General features: G+C 53.7%; 14 protein-coding genes and 1 pseudogene. 1 reads left to right on the forward strand and 14 read right to left on the reverse strand.

Going from position 1 to position 18,066, the window contains the following annotated elements; translation table 11 throughout:
- Positions 1-204: 204 nt before the first annotated feature.
- From RBRH_RS00090 to RBRH_RS00145, 13 genes are all read right to left on the reverse strand, one after another.
- Positions 205-5,070 carry a WD40 repeat domain-containing protein gene (locus RBRH_RS00090; RefSeq protein WP_013433785.1) on the reverse strand — a complete coding sequence of 1,622 codons (4,866 nt, stop codon included), beginning with the start codon at positions 5,068-5,070 and terminating at the stop codon, positions 205-207.
- A gap of 51 nt (positions 5,071-5,121) precedes the next feature.
- The gene (locus RBRH_RS00095) at positions 5,122-5,562 is read right to left on the reverse strand and encodes a GPW/gp25 family protein (RefSeq protein WP_049786317.1); all 441 of its coding nucleotides are present in this window, start codon (positions 5,560-5,562) and stop codon (positions 5,122-5,124) included.
- Positions 5,563-5,582: 20 nt separating this feature from the next.
- Positions 5,583-7,343: a phage baseplate assembly protein V gene (locus tag RBRH_RS00100; protein WP_041752905.1), complete on the reverse strand. Its 1,761-nt coding sequence runs from the start codon at positions 7,341-7,343 to the stop codon at positions 5,583-5,585.
- The gene (locus RBRH_RS00105) at positions 7,343-8,104 is read right to left on the reverse strand and encodes a CIS tube protein (protein WP_013433788.1); all 762 of its coding nucleotides are present in this window, start codon (positions 8,102-8,104) and stop codon (positions 7,343-7,345) included. The genes RBRH_RS00100 and RBRH_RS00105 overlap by 1 nt, the downstream gene beginning before the upstream one ends.
- Before the next feature lie 205 nt (positions 8,105-8,309).
- Complete coding sequence (locus RBRH_RS00115; RefSeq protein WP_013433790.1) at positions 8,310-8,852, reverse strand: phage tail protein; 543 nt, start codon at positions 8,850-8,852, stop codon at positions 8,310-8,312.
- On the reverse strand, positions 8,849-10,225 hold the full coding sequence (locus tag RBRH_RS00120) for a phage tail sheath family protein (protein WP_049786318.1): 1,377 nt from the start codon (positions 10,223-10,225) through the stop codon (positions 8,849-8,851). Before RBRH_RS00120 ends, RBRH_RS00115 begins: the two co-directional genes overlap by 4 nt.
- 78 nt (positions 10,226-10,303) lie before the next feature.
- Positions 10,304-11,239 carry a phage tail sheath family protein gene (locus RBRH_RS00125; RefSeq protein ID WP_049786319.1) on the reverse strand — a complete coding sequence of 312 codons (936 nt, stop codon included), beginning with the start codon at positions 11,237-11,239 and terminating at the stop codon, positions 10,304-10,306.
- Positions 11,240-11,352: 113 nt separating this feature from the next.
- Positions 11,353-11,736: a hypothetical protein gene (locus RBRH_RS18480; protein WP_157864293.1), complete on the reverse strand. Its 384-nt coding sequence runs from the start codon at positions 11,734-11,736 to the stop codon at positions 11,353-11,355.
- A 69-nt stretch (positions 11,737-11,805) separates the two neighbouring features.
- Positions 11,806-13,017 (reverse strand): phage tail sheath family protein, encoded by a 1,212-nt coding sequence (locus RBRH_RS00130; RefSeq protein WP_013433793.1) that lies wholly within the window; start codon positions 13,015-13,017, stop codon positions 11,806-11,808.
- A 53-nt stretch (positions 13,018-13,070) separates the two neighbouring features.
- The gene (locus RBRH_RS00135; RefSeq protein WP_013433794.1) at positions 13,071-13,520 is read right to left on the reverse strand and encodes a phage tail protein; all 450 of its coding nucleotides are present in this window, start codon (positions 13,518-13,520) and stop codon (positions 13,071-13,073) included.
- A 923-nt stretch (positions 13,521-14,443) separates the two neighbouring features.
- Complete coding sequence (locus RBRH_RS16830) at positions 14,444-14,974, reverse strand: transposase (RefSeq protein ID WP_083813402.1); 531 nt, start codon at positions 14,972-14,974, stop codon at positions 14,444-14,446.
- An 82-nt stretch (positions 14,975-15,056) separates the two neighbouring features.
- A complete protein-coding gene (locus RBRH_RS00140) occupies positions 15,057-15,473 on the reverse strand; it encodes a hypothetical protein (RefSeq protein ID WP_013433799.1) in 417 nt (138 codons plus the stop codon).
- An 80-nt stretch (positions 15,474-15,553) separates the two neighbouring features.
- The gene (locus RBRH_RS00145; RefSeq protein WP_157864294.1) at positions 15,554-15,763 is read right to left on the reverse strand and encodes a PIN domain-containing protein; all 210 of its coding nucleotides are present in this window, start codon (positions 15,761-15,763) and stop codon (positions 15,554-15,556) included.
- 268 nt (positions 15,764-16,031) lie between these two features.
- Here RBRH_RS00145 and RBRH_RS00150 point away from each other — a divergent pair.
- Positions 16,032-16,211: pseudogene (locus RBRH_RS00150) on the forward strand (transposase); the annotation flags it as partial.
- Between the two features lie 418 nt (positions 16,212-16,629).
- Here the strand turns inward: RBRH_RS00150 and RBRH_RS00155 are convergent.
- Positions 16,630-18,066, reverse strand: coding sequence for an efflux transporter outer membrane subunit (locus RBRH_RS00155; protein ID WP_013433803.1), 1,437 nt, complete (start codon positions 18,064-18,066; stop codon positions 16,630-16,632).

An 18,066-nucleotide genomic window follows, 5' to 3' on the forward strand; every position in this document is an offset into this window, starting at 1 on the left:
CGTTACACCTGGATCGTGCTCGCCAAACTCGGTCCATTGTTGACCGGCGAGCGTACGCAACGTGTCCAATGCCGTGGCCCACAGGCTATCAAAGTGAATCGCGTCGTATTCCTGTTCAGCGTCATCCATGCGATAAGCCCCAGCCGATAAAAGTGCCTGTTCCCTGGCGCGTAGACGGTGTGTGCCGTCGAATCAACAGCGGGCTCATATTGACTCTGCTGTCCGGCGATACAATAGGATCGAGTCTTGCTCGCCGCCCATCGCAAGCATTAAGCCATTGCCACTTAAGCTCACACTTGTGCCGAATCCTGTTTCCGCCTCAAGCGTTTGCAACAAGGTAGGATCGGGACCATTCACACCGATCCAAATTTCAACCTGCTTACCATCAGCAGTGCCGGCGGCCAGAACATAGCCAGTATCGCTCAGACTCACGCTGGTCACCGGCTGGGCCAATGAGATGCCCTTACCGGCACGTTGCCAGATGCCGTTTTGTATCTGATTAATAGTGATATCCGTTTGATACGCGCACGCGATCACCTGCGCGTTCCGGCTGAGAGTGGATACAGTACTTGAAGCACTTTCCAGTGGGACAAGCTTGTCAGGATGATGGATCACGTCCGAGTACACATAAACGACCGTATCATCCTTGTAGTTTGCGACTAAGGGAAGCGTTCCGCCGCCATTGAGATCAATCGGGCGACCGTTCCCATCCGGCAGCGTTACCGGGCTCCTCTGTCCTTCCTGATATGTATTGTTATTGAGTGTCCAGAAACGAAGACACCCTTCTTCCTGAGCCACAGCGATGAACTGCCCGTTGCCCTCAACGCTAAGATCCGTCACGGTGCCTTTTTCTATGCCCACCTCGAAGCTTGGGCCAATGCCAAACGGCTGGTTATTGAGCAGATCAAACTGCACGGCGGTACCGCGAAGATACGCAATTCCAGGACAGGCATGCGGCCCAGTCAACTCAAATATGACCGTCTGACCAGCAACTAGGTCAATGTGGCGCCATTGGCTGTCTGGTCCATAAATGGCAATGGCCGGCGTGTCAGGCGACTTAGTCACATCGACCGCCAGATACTGACCGTCATGGCTAACGCGTACGCGATTGCCAACCAGAGTATAGTCTGCCGGGAGCTTCACCTGCTGCGGTTGACCAAAAAGCGTTGACGTACGTTCGCCAAACGTGAGTACCAGCGCCTCTAGACCGTTTGCCTCAACGGTTCGCGCTTGCCCATCGAGCAATAGGCTTTTTACCCGCATCACAATCGGCAAACGTTCGATGAAAGCAAGCATCGCATAGTAGTCGAGTGTTACGCCTGTACGAACTTCACCCGGACTGGAGCCGTTGGCCCAAGGCATATACTGGGCGCTGAGCGCCTGTGCCACTTGCCGATAGCCCTGATCAGGATTCGTGCTCGCAGTAAAGTCGATTGTATAGGCGACCGGGACATCGCGATAAGCTGGATTGCCGATTTCAAGGTTAAGCCATAGCGTCGCTCTGTCGAGAATAAATTGCTTCATCTGCTTCAGCCGCGACGCATTGAATGCAGGACGCAACCGGTCACCGCTATCGGATTGATCAGGCGTTGGAATGACGACCAGGCGCTGAATTAAAGGATGAGCGTTCGGATCATCTTTGTCTTGCACGCGGGGGGCAGCCTCTCGTACGTCATGAATTTCCGTATAACGCTCCGTGAGCAATTGCCGGATATCGCCCCATGTCAATGCACGGCCGCGGTGATGCAGGCACTGGGCAATTCGTTGATAAAATCTCCCTGTTTCTTCCACGGGTTGGCCGCCCTCGGAAGGCCAGGGTTGTGTGATAGTTTGCAGACCTTCGATGGGCTCGACACTGCGCGTGACCGTATCAGCAGGCAGGGGCGTGGTCAGATGATCTGCGGCAATATGCTCAACATTGACAAGCGTAGCCGTCATGCAATTGACGTTCAGGCCTAACAGCCACGGAAAATCAGAAGGTCGCACCGCATCGTCACTGACCGCAAAACCACCCTGCTCCCCATCGTGCTCATGTTGGGCAGGCGGCTTGAACTGTGCGCGTACCCAATAGCGCCCTGCGGGCATGGCCGGGTCTTGGTGGCTCGCATCGTGCGGCAACGTTGTCCGCCATAAGCCGGACATTGACAATTTTCCTGTTTTATCATGCACCTGCATGTCCAGCGTTTGCCAGCAGCTCTTCTTATCCTTGTCCTGGGAAAGATAGTCCCAAGACAACAGCACATCGGGATTGGCCGCTCGTACTTTCCAGTACAGCGCCAAATCTTGCCCCGGCTGTATCCCCGAGAAGCCCAGCATTAATTGACGCGCTGGCTGGCCCAACTCGCGGGCCATTGGCGCATCGTCCGCACAATGACCAAATGGCGTAAGTCGGTATTGGGTGTCGAGTGCAGCCGTCGATAGTTTGTACGACACGGACAACGAGGCCCACTGCGGCGTATACGGGGGATGAAGCCGGATAATCGTAGGCGTCTTCTTATAGAGCGGTGCATTCTGAGAACTTTGATAGACGGCATGCTCAAAGTCTTGGCCTGTCAGTTTGAAACGAAGGTACTGGTCCCAATGGCGCGGATCGGTATCCCCGATGATCGTGGCGGTCAGCGCATCAATCGCGTTAAAGGCTAACGAAGCGCCGATCGGTGGCGAAGCGTTTCCCGGGGATTTGTCTTCAAATAGCGGAAGTCTACCGTCATCTGATAAATTGCTCGTCATTGCCGGTTGACGGCTCGCCACGGTCATTTCGACCGTGAAAACCTGATTATTCTCGGGTACGCGACCGCCATAAATGGCATAGCCAAACTTCTCATCTTGACCATCAACGCTGTCCCATTCATACCAACTCTGGAAACTCTGCGTAGGCAATCCCATCCAACTTGGATTTAGCGTGATTGTCAGCTTACAATCCGGCTTGTTGCACCAGTCCGGCGACATCAAATAAAAGCTGCTGTCCAATACAGGGGAATCACCGAATGGCTTGTTTTCTTTATCTATTTCCGTCACACCGCCATCGGTCGCCATGAGCACGTGGGGAGAATTGAGCACGGTTACGTTGATCTGCGTAACGCCTGGAATCCCAGCCGACGAATGCATCATCTTGAGCAACGGCATAGAATCATTAAAGCCATCCAACCCTGCGGGCAACGCTATTGCGCCTTGACTGGCCTGTAATACAAACGAAGCCTTTTTATCATCATCGATCTCCTCAGAGTTCTGCAAGGGAATCCAACTTCTGTTCTCTCCGCTCACCCATGCACTCAGGCCCTCTCTTGCTCCGATAGAGGCATCAAACATCACTTCGATCATACGCTGCCCGCCCGCAACGGCCAGCACCGGCGAAGCAATGGCGCAACCCGATTCAGACGGAGGCGAGAGCGAGTGCCGGGTAGGCTGGCTTGTTGTCGATAACTCATACAACACGAATAACGATGTCCACCGAGGCGTATACGGAGGATGGAGTTCGATAATCGTAGGCGTCTTCTTATATTGCGGCGCGACGAGTGAATTCTGATAAGCGGCATGCCCAAAGTCCTGGCCCGTCAATTCGAAACGAAGATACTGTTTCCAGTCGTGCGGATCGGTACTTTCAATGATGGGGGCGGTGAGTGTCTCAATCTCGTTAAAGGTTAACAAGGCGCCTATCGGCGGCGGAGCGTCTCCCGACGATTGATTGTCGTATAACGGGACCGTTTCACCGTCTGATTGACCATTTGCCACCGTCATTTTGACCGTGAACGCCTGATTATTCGCGGGTACGCCACCGCCGTAAATGGCGTAACCAGACTCTCCATTCTGGCCGCCCACGCTGTCCCATTGGTACCAATCGTGGAAGTTCTGCGTGGGCAATCCCGTCCACGCCGGATTCAGTGTGATGGTTAGCGTACAATCCGGCTTGTTGCACCAGTCAGGCGACATCAAATACAAGCTACTGCCCAATGAGGGAAATTCCCCGAATGGCGTGCTCTTTTTACCTGTTTCTGCCACACTGTCATCGGTCGCCATCATCACCTGGGTGGAGTTGTGCACCGTAACGTTAATCTGCTTAACACGTGGAATATCAGCCAATGGACACGTTATCTTGAGCAACGGCACGGGATCGTTAAAACCATCCAACCCCGCGGGCACCGCTATGGCGCCCTGATCGGCCTGTAATACAAACACCGCCTTCCAGGCATCAGGCGGCATACCGATGATGGGAAGCCTCTTTAGGGGAACCCAACCTTTCTCCCCGCTCATCCATGCACTGAGATTCTGGTCTCCTTCCATCAGGCCACCGACACCATCAAACATCACCTCAATCTCGCGCTCCCCTTGCGCGACAGCCAGCACCGGCGAAGCAACCACGCGCCCGCGCACCACGGTCTGGTCCCTTTGAGGATCGTAACTAAATAGCCGCACCCCTTCGTTTGGCCACACCGTGGCAGACTGACCAAGCGTATCAAGCACCACCCGCTTCGTGGCAGGATGTTGGATTTGAGGGTTATCGTTATGGTTTTCCGACTGATACCAGCACACGTCCGTGAGCATCGCCTGATTCACCCACACATCCTCATCCAGCCGATATTCCAATGGTGTTCCTGCACTATCCTGGCCCGCACTGAACCGTTCACCGGCCGGCAACATCAAGCTTGGCTGGCTTGGCGTAAATGACAGCATCACCTGATCCGGCACAGCAGGCTTTTCCCGCACACTAAGCTCGTCCCGGTAATAAAGCGCGCGATGCCGAGCCGGTATCGTGTTAAACAGGTCTCGCGGCACGTTGAGCGAGGCTAAAAATGCGACCAGAAAGGCTTGCTGGGAAGGCAGCAAACCATTGGGCTGAGCTACCGCCTTAAGTAAGGCCGCGACGGGGTCGACTGAATCACCGGCTTCATCGGACGGGAAAAAAAACTTCTTCCACGACTCATCGTCTTTCTCAAAGCTGCCCGGCTTGGCAAACGGATCATCAAATGGCAGCAAAGCTGCATAGTCTCGCCAAGTCTCTAAGTGCCATGCCAAATCGCGTTGATCCAGTATGAACGACTCTTGAGGCGATAATGTCTTCTTCGCTGCCATAATAAATTTTTTTATGCTGATCGTAAGAGAACGTTCTATTTATCCGGCTGCTCATTGTGCAAGCCACCCTCCCTGTGGACTGCCGAAATTCAGCCTACCACCGACATGCTGCACCGTATTGTTCAAGGGAATCCGGTAAGCAATGTCGATATTGAGCGTCCACGGCGAATTGCTGTCCGGTCTGAAATCAATTGAGACCAGCGTGCCCCGGGGCTCGTAGGTTTGAACCGCGTCACTGATCATCTGGCGAATTTCGGTGCGTAGCCCATCGCTGATGTTCTCAAACACAAAGGCTTGTAAATCACACCCATAGCCTGCGCGCATGACCCGTTCGTAGGGCTGCGTACTAAACAGTACCTGCAAACTTTCTTTGATATTGTCCGCATCGCGTGACATCATCACTTGCGCTGCTTTTGGCTTACCGGAGACACATTCGAACTGCACCGGAAACTTCCAGCCGCATCCAAGCTGATTCTGAGGTCCGTTCGCCATCCTGTCCTCCATTCATACGATTAACCCAAGTTGACCTGGCCGCCTTTGAGGTCAGCCTTGGCTGAGCCCTGCAGCGAAAGCGTTTGCGATTTGGCGCTTAGGGAAGTCCCGCCCATCTTCATTTCAGATTGACCATTTTTAAGGGTGAGACCTTCTTTGGCTTCTACCGTGATTTTTTTCGCATCAAGCGCGAACGCTTCTTCGCCATGCAAGCGCAGGCTTGCCTTAGACAGTACCAATGCCGTCTTCTGCGCTTCCAACGTAAGCGTGCCACCGTCCTTGATGTCAAAAAGCCATTGGAATTGTGTCTTGCCGTCTTTCGCCAACACCAAGCCCTTCTGCTCGTTTTTCTCGCTCGGCTCGAACGGCGCCTTGTTTTTCGGGTTATGCACAGCGCTGACGATCACTGGAAAACGCGGATCGTCACTCAGAAACGCCAGCATCACCTCGTCATCAGCTTCCGGATACAAGCATAAGCCACTGCCTTTGCTGGCATAGGCCATGCCGGGCCGCACCCAGACCGGTGGCTCCTGTCCTGGTGTGCCTCCCAGGCCCGGCACACGCACCGCCATACACCCCCAACCAGTCGGGTCCTTTTCACGACCAGGCTTCACAACCACACCGGGTGCCATACCTTGGACCCTTGGCATCAAGGGCGCATCGATCTCAGGTACTTGAAGGCCGATCACGGCGTTAGGCCGGCCCGTCGTCACGATCGTCTTACCTTGGCCAGCACCGATCCATTGGTGCCGCACTTCGGCAATCAGCCCCTTGCCATCGAAAGTGCCATAGCCTGACAATTCTAAGGTTTGTCCAGGTGCCAGTTTAGCCGTTGCTTCACTCCAATCCACCGTGAACTCCGCCTGGGTACCCGCCAGTTGGCAACCTAACAAGCGGGCATCCGCGAAAGATTGCGCTTCCGTCTCGCTAAGCGGCAAGCCTGCGTTCAGTGTCCAGTGCATCGCATCGGACGCAGCATAGGTGAGCGGCTTGAATACGCCCGATCCGACTGCCGGAGATTTCGCCTTCACAGACCGGCTTTTCTGCTGCGCGACATCCCAATAATTCACGCTCAATTGGCTCGGTAGTCTTCGGCTATCACGCCGGTACTTCATGTCACGTAACTCGATCCCGGCATTCTGCTTCGCCGCTTTTAAGACGAGGCCTTGGGGCGCTTGCCCAATATCCGGTTTGAGGATCGACACCGATTGTTCTGGAGCACCGATCAACCAGACCGGATACGCGCTAATCCGGCTCATCAACCAGGCCCAGTCCGAGCAAGACCATTGGATCAGCTGTGCGTGCGAAACTGTCATGCCATCGACTTTTTTCACCTTGATGCCGTGCTCCTTGAACAGCTTTTGCAGAGCCTGGGCATCGGTGAGCTTTTCGCCTTTTTGAGTCAACACTTGACTGCGGTGGCTGTTGGCCATTTTCTGCAACTCATGGACCACCTCGAGCTGGCACGTTAGTTGCCGTTGCACATAGCTTGGGTTCAGTGGCCTGGCAACCATCCCATCAAAAATCGGAACGCGCGTGCCCGTTTCATCCGTGTAGCTGATCTTGACGGCATGGGCTGGCCGCCATGCTTTGTCTATCTGGCTTAACGATGCCCAGCTGTTAGCTGGATCTTCTATATCCACTCGGCACGTTAACCGGGCCATTGGGATCCGGTTGACCGTATACTGAACTTCCGCTTCAATCACCGTTAAACCAAGCTTGGACAGCGGCTGGCCTTGCACCTGGATGTCAAATTTTTTACTCGCAAAGGGCAGCGCCATCACGCCCCCCTAGAGCCAGGCACACGCAAAAATTGGCCGGGTGTCAAAGCCTCCAGGCTATCCAAATCATTTTCACGGGCGTACGATAGATAATCGCTCGCCGTCGTTTGGCTCGGCACAGACCACGCTCCCTCGGCAATATGAGCCAATGTGGCACCATCTGGAACGGGCCCGCCCTCGTACAACATACTGACTTGCCCCGTACTACCACTGCTACCGCCTTGGCCGCCCCCCTGCGACACATTGCCGCCGCTGCCACCCTTGCTTCCCATATCCAACTCCAACTCTTCAAGAAACTGGACCGAGAGGTTGGCACGTTGAGGCGCGCCACTGCGGTCAAAGAGCGAGCATGTCACCGTCATGTTCGTCATCCAGCCGGTAAACTTCATTTGCCCCGCCCAGCCAAAATTGCCCCATTCGACCTTAACAATGTTGGGCGTACGCACCGCACCGTTGATCCTAAAAAACGTGATGTACAGACTAGACAACTGCTCATCGACGCTTGTTTTGCTGTCTGGCAAACTGCTGTCTAGGATCAACTCCACCGCCAGCGTGCTGGGTGTCACCGCGCCAAATTTGACACGGGTATTGGAGCTATCGGCCAGCGACTCTTCCCGAAAATTCGCACCATACCCAATCGTCAATGACTCGGGGTTATACAAAACTTCGAAAGGCCCTGCCAAGTTCTTGAGCGCTCCCCCCTTGTCCAGCAAATAGGGCGTCATTTTCAATTTCTTCAGTGACTGATCGCTCCCGCTCATACGCTACCTCCGTGAACATCACTGCGCCATTCATCACGCAATCGTTCAATGACCTGCCGCACAATCGCATCCACCCAGCGCGCCTCACACGGCGCTGCTTCCCGAGGAGGTATGGGCGACGCAGCCGTACCCAATGCGGTCACCGGCACACTCCGTGTCCCTGGCGTACCGATGCGCGCCTCGATGATTAATTCATGAATCTCGATCATGCCACCAACCCCATCCACTGCACATCCCGGCAAGCAAGCTCCATCGTATTAAGCAAGACGGTGTTGCTATTGGCATCGAGTTCACCCCATTGCAGCTTCACGGGCAACGCGTCCATGCAAATCCAACTACACAGCGGCAACGACGATGAATCGAGCAACAAGATGGCCACCACTAGGTACCGACTTTTGAATTGACGCATCGTGTCGATGAACATTGTCGTCAACGGCGATAATGTCGTGACCCCGCGCTCCAAAACAATATTCTCCTGTGTGAGTTCCTTTGGTAAGTGAATCTGGTTAATAGGATCACCACCTTGATGATACATCTGTGTTTGGATTGTCCGGCCCAGTCCGCTAATGCGTTGAAAACGAAAATCAACGACCGTTGGTAGTACATTGAGTGCTTGAAGATTACCCGTGAATCGCCAATTCGTCTTAGCAAAGACTTGGACTAAAAACCGGTGGCTATGCATATAAAAATCACCGGTAATCGGCGCCTTAGCCATCGCCTCGGCAGTTGATAATATTGCACTGCTCATGATGTCGCTTTCTCCGTCGATTCCGTTAGCACAGCATCGCTGCTCGTTTGAAACAACACGCGCAGCTCGATAAATTCTGCCGGATATTGCATCGCAAGCTTCGCGATCAGAATTAACCGGCCCGATCGAATATCTTCTGTCGTCATGCTCTCTCCAAGTCCTAACAAGACCTGGAACGCATCGCTTTCTTGTGCCCCAGCCAGTCCGCCCGCGAGCCATAGATCGCGTAGCCAGGCACGCGCCAAGCTTTTAAGCGTCGTCCACGTAATCGGGGTATTCGGCTCGAACATCGTATAACGGCCAATGTTCGTTAATGTGGTCTCGATATAGGTCAGCGTGCGCCTTACCTGGACGTAGCGCCACCGGTCCGGAAACGGTGGGGCAACCAACGTGCGGCAGCCCCATACACGCACTCTGCGCCCAACAAAGCTTCGAATCAGATTAATGCTGATTTTATTTTCATCGAATAACGGCGGCTCAGAGAGCAACACATCACGCCAGTTCCGATAGTTAGGCCGGATTACTTGGGTTAATTCAATATTGGCCGGTGCTTTCCAAATACCACGATCGCGGTCGATTTTACCAATCGCCGCCACCACAGCGCCTGAGGGTGGAACGACGATTTGGCGTCGAATCCCCTGATGTCCGTCATCGTAATCAACGTAATAGTTCGTTTGCAGACGCGGCCAATACACCGCACCGCGCGCCCGCTGTGCCTCATCCATTGAAGCCAGTCCATTCAAACACTGGCGCACAAGCTTCGGATTGTCCGGCGCATCGAGCACGACAAAAACTTGCCGATGGGATTGGGTTGTGCTTAATAACTTTTGCCACACCGACATCCAACGGTCTACATCTTCCGACTGTTCCTCTTGATTGCTCAACCGGCCGCTGTCGCTTGCCTGATAGTACCGGGGTGCCGATAGCATCACCATATCGGGCACCGCTAGTAGCGTTGCATCTAGCGCCTGCTCAAGAAGATGATTCCAGTCAATTCTGGTGATGCAATCAGCAATTTCTTGCCGTGCGTAATAGTCGTCTCCTTCTGGCAAATCCGTATAGCTTCCCAATGAAACACCATAGCATGCACTACCACCGTTATCAAAATAATGCCTCACGGTGTAATAGAAAGCGGCTTCCTGTGTCAACGGAACCAATGGATTGCCAGATAACGGAAAACCACCAAAAACCTGCGTAAAGTCTTCAAATGTATTTAGCAGAACAGGTGATTTTGGACACTTAAATTCTGGATCCTGTGACTCCGGATCTTTTTTCGTATAGCCAGCAAACAATGGCACCGTCGTATCGGCCGGTGTCGTCGTACGGGCTTCCTCTTGAAAATTGAAACTGACACCAGGTTGTTCGTGATGCACTGTTCGAACTCCAAAATTCGTAAAACTCAACGCATCTCAACGCCTCCAAACGACACTTGGTGTGCCAAACTCAAGCGCTCACTCGTCTTGCTGTTTCTGCGAGAACTGCAAGATAATAAATTCGGCCGGACGCGCCGCAGCGATCCCAACTTTAACGATCATTTTGCCCGCGCGAATATCGGCATCGGTCATCGTCACATTCTTGCCTACCTGCACGAAATACGCCTCTTCCGGTTTCGCGCCCTGCAAGCCGCCCTTGCCCCATATCGCGTACAGGTAAGTATCAATCGCCGCACGAACTTTTTCCCATGTCGGCTGACTGTTCGGCTCGAACACCACTTGCCTCATCGCGGCCTTGATATCCCGTTCAGCCGCATTAAATAAGCGCCGCACGGGGATATACCGCCAACGCTTATCAGGATTGTCGTCGGTACCATTCTGCGTCCGGGCTCCCCAAACCACATAAGCTTGTTGATTCGTAAAATATCGGATTGCATTGATACCTACTGGATTCAGTTTCTCCTGATCCTCATCGGTCACCTTCACCGGCTGGGGTGCTTTCTGGAGTACTTGCTGGGGTGTTGGGCAAGGCCACACCGTCCCTTTTACCGATGACAAGGTCACATTCGCCGGGGCCTTCCATACGCCACGCAATGCATCGGTACGCGCATAGACGCCCGCCATGACCCCACTTGCACGAAGAGGAATGGCTGACAACGACCTAATCTTTCCAATCAGTTCTTCTTTATCCCTCTGTTCCGCGTCATTTTTTGGCTTGTGATCAATCAGCGATTCAAGTGTTTGCGGCAAGGGTGATCCGGCAGATGAAAAACTTTTAAAATTTCCACTTAATGCAATCTGTCTATCATCAGGTATTGTCATCTGGTACTTCATCTGCAATGCTGGATAGTAAATCGCAACCTGTTCCTTATTGCCGAAATCGACATTCTTTACATTGTCAAGATTACTGTCCGTCAGCACAAAATAGCCGAGGTTTTTCTGCGGATCGATCAAGCTTCTAAAGACAGTTTTAACGTTATTTGGCTCTGACAATGCATTTCCACAATAGCACAGTAGTGAAATGTCGGGATAGGCTAGAATTGCACTTTCAATATCGGATGACGGTGTTACTGTCTGTCCGTTATTAATTGACAAAATATAGCACGGCCCACCACCATTTTCGAATACGCCTGTACCGATACGGCACTGGCGGAGTCGGGCACAACATCCCACGTACCTGTAATGGCATCGTTAGTCACTTTGAGCACGGCAGACTTTAAATCAAGCGTGCTAACAAACTGCTTAGTAAATTCAGCCCAGTTATTCACTCTGACGCAGGCTACAGGGTCTGCGCCCTCTGGTATTGAAATTGGAGGATCCTCTTTATTTTTCCCGGGTTTAAAAAACTGCCCAACAAACACTGGAATGGCCGTTGCACCAGACAGCACACTCAGCGACAACGAATGGTCTTCTTCGATGTATACGCCAGGAACTTTATAAGGTCCGCCCATGACTATCCTCACTATTTCTATATTTCTTAATTTTCTAGTACATCCTATCCGCTCGATCAAGCATTCACATTACGCGGCGTGCATATCCTGAGTGAAGCGCAAAATAATAAACTCCGCAGGGAATACGGGCGCCATGCCAACTTGAACAATCATTTTGCCTTCGTTGATCTCGGCCTGTGTCATCGTCACCCCCAGCCCTAACCGCACAAAGTACGCCTCCTCCGGCTTCGTGCCCATGAGTCCGCCCGCCTTCCAAATACCATACAGATATGCGTCGATTGCCGCCCGCACCTTCTCCCACGTCGGCTGGTTATTCGGTTCAAATACCGCAAACGCCATCGCCCGTTTAATATCTTTTTCCGCCGCACCGAATAGCCGCCGCACCGGCACGTATCGCCAACGCTCCTTCTCGCTGTCGTCCGCCAGCGTGCGCGCACCCCACACCAATGGCACGCCTGTCTGAAAGCAGCGAATGATGTTCAAGGGTTTGGTATATTGATTGTAGATTCCCTGGATTGCATCGGATACGACAAACTTAGGCACGACCCTGCCTTGTAACTGAACATTGGCTGGCGCCTTCCACACGCCCCGGTCACGATCAACAGAACAATATGCGCCGGCAACCGCCGCGCTCACCGGGATATCCAGTGTTACCGGCACCTTCGCATTCTTATCCTCCTTGACGTACGTTGCCCACTCTGCCCTCAAAGGAGGATAGTACGCAGCAGCATATGACGTATTAGTATATGTGTCCATGTCCTTAGCGTCCCCTTTAAGCGGCTCTAGGGGGCCATCCAGAATTGCAAAGCGCGATTTGCCTTCTGCGCATAGACCTGTACCTGGCGTAAAAACCTTTTCCGACAACTTAGCTCCCGCTTGAACAATTAACGTCACGTCATCCAGCTCGGGTACGGTCTTAAATAAAGTATCTTTATCATTACCTTCTCCGTTCGTCGGACACACATAGCAATAGCCACCGCCATTGTCAAAATAGGTTTTTAAAGCGATATAAAGCGGGCAATCAAGCAGACGCTTCTTAGGAGGATTTTCTGCCTCAGCATTTGCTACGGTCTGAACACCGGGTAAATTCATGAACGCCATCCACGAATCGATACGGGCCGGCGCCGAAATTAGGTCTTTATTAACCGCCTTATCTTTATCTTTATTAGTTGAACCGTCAGGGTCATACGCAATCACCGGCACCGCGGTCGCCCCACTAGTGATCGCCAAAGACAAACCCCGCTCTTCTTCGACATAGACACCCGGCCAATCGTAAGCCATGTTCTCACCTCAATTAAGATAGGCACTGGCGGCATGTGCCGCTGATCGCGCTTTCAGTGGAATGTCATCGTCAATCGGTCAGCTACGAGCGTCAACTCTTCGATCGATACCTCATTGCTTGTCGCATCAAAGCTTGGCCCCGACAATTTGCTCGGAAATGCATTTGTCACATTCCACGTCACCAGCAACGCGGTGCCCGCCTCGTCGGTTAGGCTAATCGAGAGGTCCCGCTTGTCGATCAGATTCTTCGATATTTTGCTAATCCAGTCATACAGCTCGTTTTTACCCTTGATCACGCCCCGCCGCAACGTGATATTTAACTCACTGCTCTGCCCGGGCATCCGGTACACATGTCCCGCTCCATCCTTATAGGTAATCGTCTCAAATCCCAAATCCAGCCCCGAGACATTGCTAAACGCCATCTCGTCTTTGCCAAGCGTCACTTTGAACCGGTAAACCGGAATCGGGTAATCTGTTGCGATTTGATCTGCCGTGGTTGCCATAACCTCTCCTTTATTGTTTATTAGGAAACCTTGCGTCCCGATTGCATCATGAGCCTGTGCCGTTTGACTGGCGCGTATTGCGTATTAGTGGAAACGACATACCGTGCCGCTCAGCGATATCTTGATCCGCTGACAGACGCGCCCAGCTCATCGGCGGTAATACGTCGCTTCATTGAGAGAATGGATTGACCGGCTAAGCAAGTCGAGCTTCAACGCTTCGAATATCGGCACCCGCCCGCGGCTGAGCAAACGATAAAGGCCAATTTAGTATTGTCATCTTCGTATCCTTTTTATGCTTCGTGGTTTTGACAATTCACCCGGTTCGCGCTGGACCCTCACCTCTGACTCGGTTCCTGCGCCAGCACCGCCCGAGTGATGCTTCGTTCGCAGTCTCGACAGTGTATCGCCGTGGCTAAAAGCTTAGTTCAGTGCGAAAAATAGTTTAGTACAATTTATTCTTGTAATAGACGAGGGAAGTGGCCTCGGTTGTTCGGACATTTTTCTGTAATTTTTCGCCACCCTCGTTCGACAACACATTGTCGCGCCAACTTTTTTGCTCTGCATTGACACTCGGATGCCCCGGCCTAGCACGGCCTCGATGAACGCGTTCGCTGTCAACTGGCTGCCTTGGTTCGTGTTTACGATTTCGGATTGCTCGTAGCGTGCAAACGCTTCCTCGAGCGCTTCGACAGCGTGCGCACGCGTCATCGACCAATCTCATGGCCTTCCCAGCGCAGCAGGCATGTAAGCGGCGGGTAAAACGAAGGTGGTAACGGCCACCACCCGGAAGGTTGCGGTGCTGCTCTACAGCGCGATGCGTTTCGGCAGGACGTACGCGGTTCCCGGCGCAGATCCATTACGAACAGCGCTACAGGGAGCGGGCCATCCAACGATTACATCGGCAAGCGGCGGAATTCGTCTTCTCATTCAACCTGTACAAGGCGTTTCTTAGAAATCGTCTTATCTTCTTGCTCATTTCCTCGAAGCCTGTCCGATTGAGTAAGGCTACTTCTGGGCGATTTTAGCGAGCTTCGGTCAAAGGCCGGGCCATCTTGTTCTTCTTCTAGTCCGCCACATTCATAGTAATAAAGGGTGCGCGACATCCCCACTAAGCGGCATACACGCGCCAGACTCACGGTGAGATGCTGTCTTAGGTGATCGATTAACTTGCGACGCTTGTGTGTGCTGAGACTCTGCGCTCGAAGCGCCTCGCTTAGCACTTCACTATCGCGTTCGAGTGATTTCACACGCTGGCGCAACCGTGCGTTTTCCCGCGTCAGTGTGGTAATACGCTCAAATACAGGCACACTCAGGCCGTCATAACTTCTTTTTAGTTGATAAAGCGTCGTCGCACTGATACCCCATCGGCAACAAACTTGAGGCACCGTCTCACCCTCACGGAGTGCTTGTAACACCTCTATGATTTCAGTTGGATTGAGCTTATGGTTTCTCACGTCATGTTATTCCTATCATTGAACAGCATGAGAAAATGGTATGAGAATACAGTGGTTTTTAAATAGGTGGGCAACCTATGCCCTAGTTCGCTATCACATTGATATTGGGATTGGCCATCACGGTAGCCTTGCCCGAAACGGGTGGATGGGGTTGTGGAACGGGGGGCGTACCCGGTATTTGTGCCGGAACTGTGATGGTACATAGAATATCCCAACTGGGCGCGATAATGACAGGCAGCGGGCTCTTTGTTCGCTTGGCGGTTTCGGCCTGGGTGACCGTTAGAATAGCGACGCCTGGAATGGAGGCCGATGCCGTCTGATAGCTAGCTGTCACGATGATTTTCTTTTCATCGCCAAGCTGACAAACCGGCCGCCCCTTGACCTTGGCAAAACCGCTTCCCGACAGGGGTCGTGGAGGAATCGGGGGCACGAATAGTACATCCTGAATTTGAACCGGAAAAACCAGCATAGCGCCCGTCACGACGATCGGCTTGCCCATCGATGATCTCCATTACCTTCAGCTAAAAGTCGACCACTCCATTACCACGTCCCGCGAAATCTAAAATAGGATTCTTTTCCCTATAAGGGAATCACAAAATCAGTGTATTTCAATAAATAGCCATCGGATATCAATAAGTGCAACGGTTCAAACAACGCCTGTGCAACAAGAAGCCAATCGAACGGGTCATGATGGATAGCCGGTAGATGGCGGGCCATTGCAGCGTAAGTTGCCCGCACCGACAATTCTGACAAGCCGCCAGCGTCGATTTCCGACAAGAGCAGACTCACGTTAGCATCAAGCTTGTCCAGACTGGCCGCGAATACTCGCGCTGCTGACAAAACACTGTCTGCGTCGAGCCTCGCTGAAAGTACATAACACGCTCTTAATTCATACTAGTCCATCCTAACTCGCCCAGTCAACGCTTTTCAAAAGCTGGCTCTTCCACATATCGTGTGAAGTTTCGAGTCTCAAGTTAGCCGAGGTGGCCTTGCAAAATCGGACATCCTGGTAAGTGGAATGTCCGGGGCTTGAGCCGGCGATAATGCTGGCAAAGGAATCCAGGAAACGACGAAGAGAACGAGATGGCAGCACTCATCGGCGGTCAAAGCAAAGATGGCACTGGGGGCGGTCAAGGGTGAGCGAACGCTGGTGGAATTGGCGCACCCATTCAATGTGCACCCGAATCAGTTCACGGAATGGAAGCGGCAATTGCAAGAGCGTGCGGCCGATGTGTTCAGCAACGTCGCCAGCGCGTGCCCGAGAATCAGTGGGTGAATAATCTACCACTGCGCCCTGCGTAATATTGCGCAATGTCGATTTATGGTATCTTGGTGCGGAGCATACCGCCCTTAACAAGATCAACCTGGAGATTCGTCATCGAGAAATTGTTGCCGAGGCTGACATCACGCGACTGATACTCAAACTCTCTGAATAAAGAACCGCCGTTATTGTTAGCCATCGACTCGCATTGACCCGATTTGTCGAGCGCAATCTTCGTATTAAACTAAGGGCGACTCATTGAGGAAGGATCTCATGATGACCTCATAAGACAAAGTGGAAAATATGCACGGATGTTCCATAGCCAAGCTATGTTTTACCAAGATAGCACTCGAGATTCGGGGACTTTTGTAAGACAGTGGTCCGAGAACTGGGGTTAAAATGCGTCATCACCACCCCCCAGTGCCTTGTATAGATTCATTTGGTTGTTAAGCTGGTTCAGGCGATTCAGCGCGGACGTACTTTGCGCGTCGCGCAGCCGCTGCTGCTCGTCGAGCCACGGCTGCACACTGGTTGCACCGGCTACGAAGCGGGCCCGCGCGAGTGCTTCCGCGCGCTGTGCTTGCAGGAGCGACAGCGTGCGCTGTTCGCCTTCACGTTCAAGCTGAACGCGTGCGGACAATGCGTTCTCGACCTCTCCGAGCGCGGTGTACAACTGCTGGCGAAAGTTGACGACGGCTTCCTCGTATTGTGTCCGCGACACCTTGATCTGCAGCTGCATCGTGTTCCACTGGATAAACGGCAGCGCGAGTTCAAGGCTAAGCGCCGCGACAGGATTCGACAGCACACGCTCCAGGCTCGCGCTTGACGTGCCGACCGAGCCCGTTAGCGTGAACGACGGATAGAAACGGGTACGCGCGACGTCAACGTTCGCGAGCGACTCGCGTAGCCGGCACTCGGCCGCGCGCAGGTCTGGACGCCGCCTAAGCAAGTCGGCGGGCAGACCCGCTGGCACCACCGGCAGCACCCGGTGAGGCAGCGCGGCCGGTTCGGCGGCCCTTGCCTGCGGCGGGCGATCAAACAAGATCGCGAGCGCATGACGGTTCTCGGTACGCTGCTGAATCAGTTGCATTTGGGCCGCACGCTGCACGGACAAGCTCTGCTCGGCCTGCGCGACGTCAAGGCCGGATACCGCGCCCGCCGCGTGGCGCGTACGTACCAGCGCGAGCGTGCGCTGTGCATACGCGATGTTCGCGTTGCCAAGCGCGATCTGTTGGTTCAGATAGCCAATCTGCCAGTACAGCGCAGCGATCGTGCCGATCAGCGAGAGCCGCGCCGCGTCGTGGTCGGCCTGCGTCGCGGCGGCTTTCCAACGCGCCACGTCGCGCTGCGCGGCAAGCTTACCCCACAGGTCAAGCTCGTAGCTAAGCGAGCCGTACAGATTGCTCGCGTGCGATGTCTGGCGCGAATCGGGCGTGCGCGATACGCGGCCGTTGCCGCCAAGCGTCGCGGTGGGGGCCAAGTTGGTGGCGACGAGACCTGCTTGCAGTTGTGCGCGATAGACACGGATCGCGGCGGCGGCGAGGTCGTTGTTTACGGCAAGCGCGTCGTCGATCAACCGATCGAGCACGGGGTCCCCGAAGCCGCGCCACCAGTCGGTCGGAATCAGCGCAGTTGCGCAAGGCTCGGATGTGTCAGAGACGGCGGAGCAAGGCGTCTTTGTCGTCGCACCGGCCGCGTCGTACGCGCTCCAATGTGCGGGCAGCTTCACGGCGGGCAGTGACTGGCGACGCGCGTTCACGCAGCCAGCGAGCAGCACAGCGGCACATACGAGCGAGAGCAGGTGGCGGGGGACGGTCGGAATGTGGATCAT

It is taken from the genome of Mycetohabitans rhizoxinica HKI 454, assembly GCF_000198775.1.
Taxonomy (GTDB): Bacteria; Pseudomonadota; Gammaproteobacteria; order Burkholderiales; family Burkholderiaceae; genus Mycetohabitans; species Mycetohabitans rhizoxinica.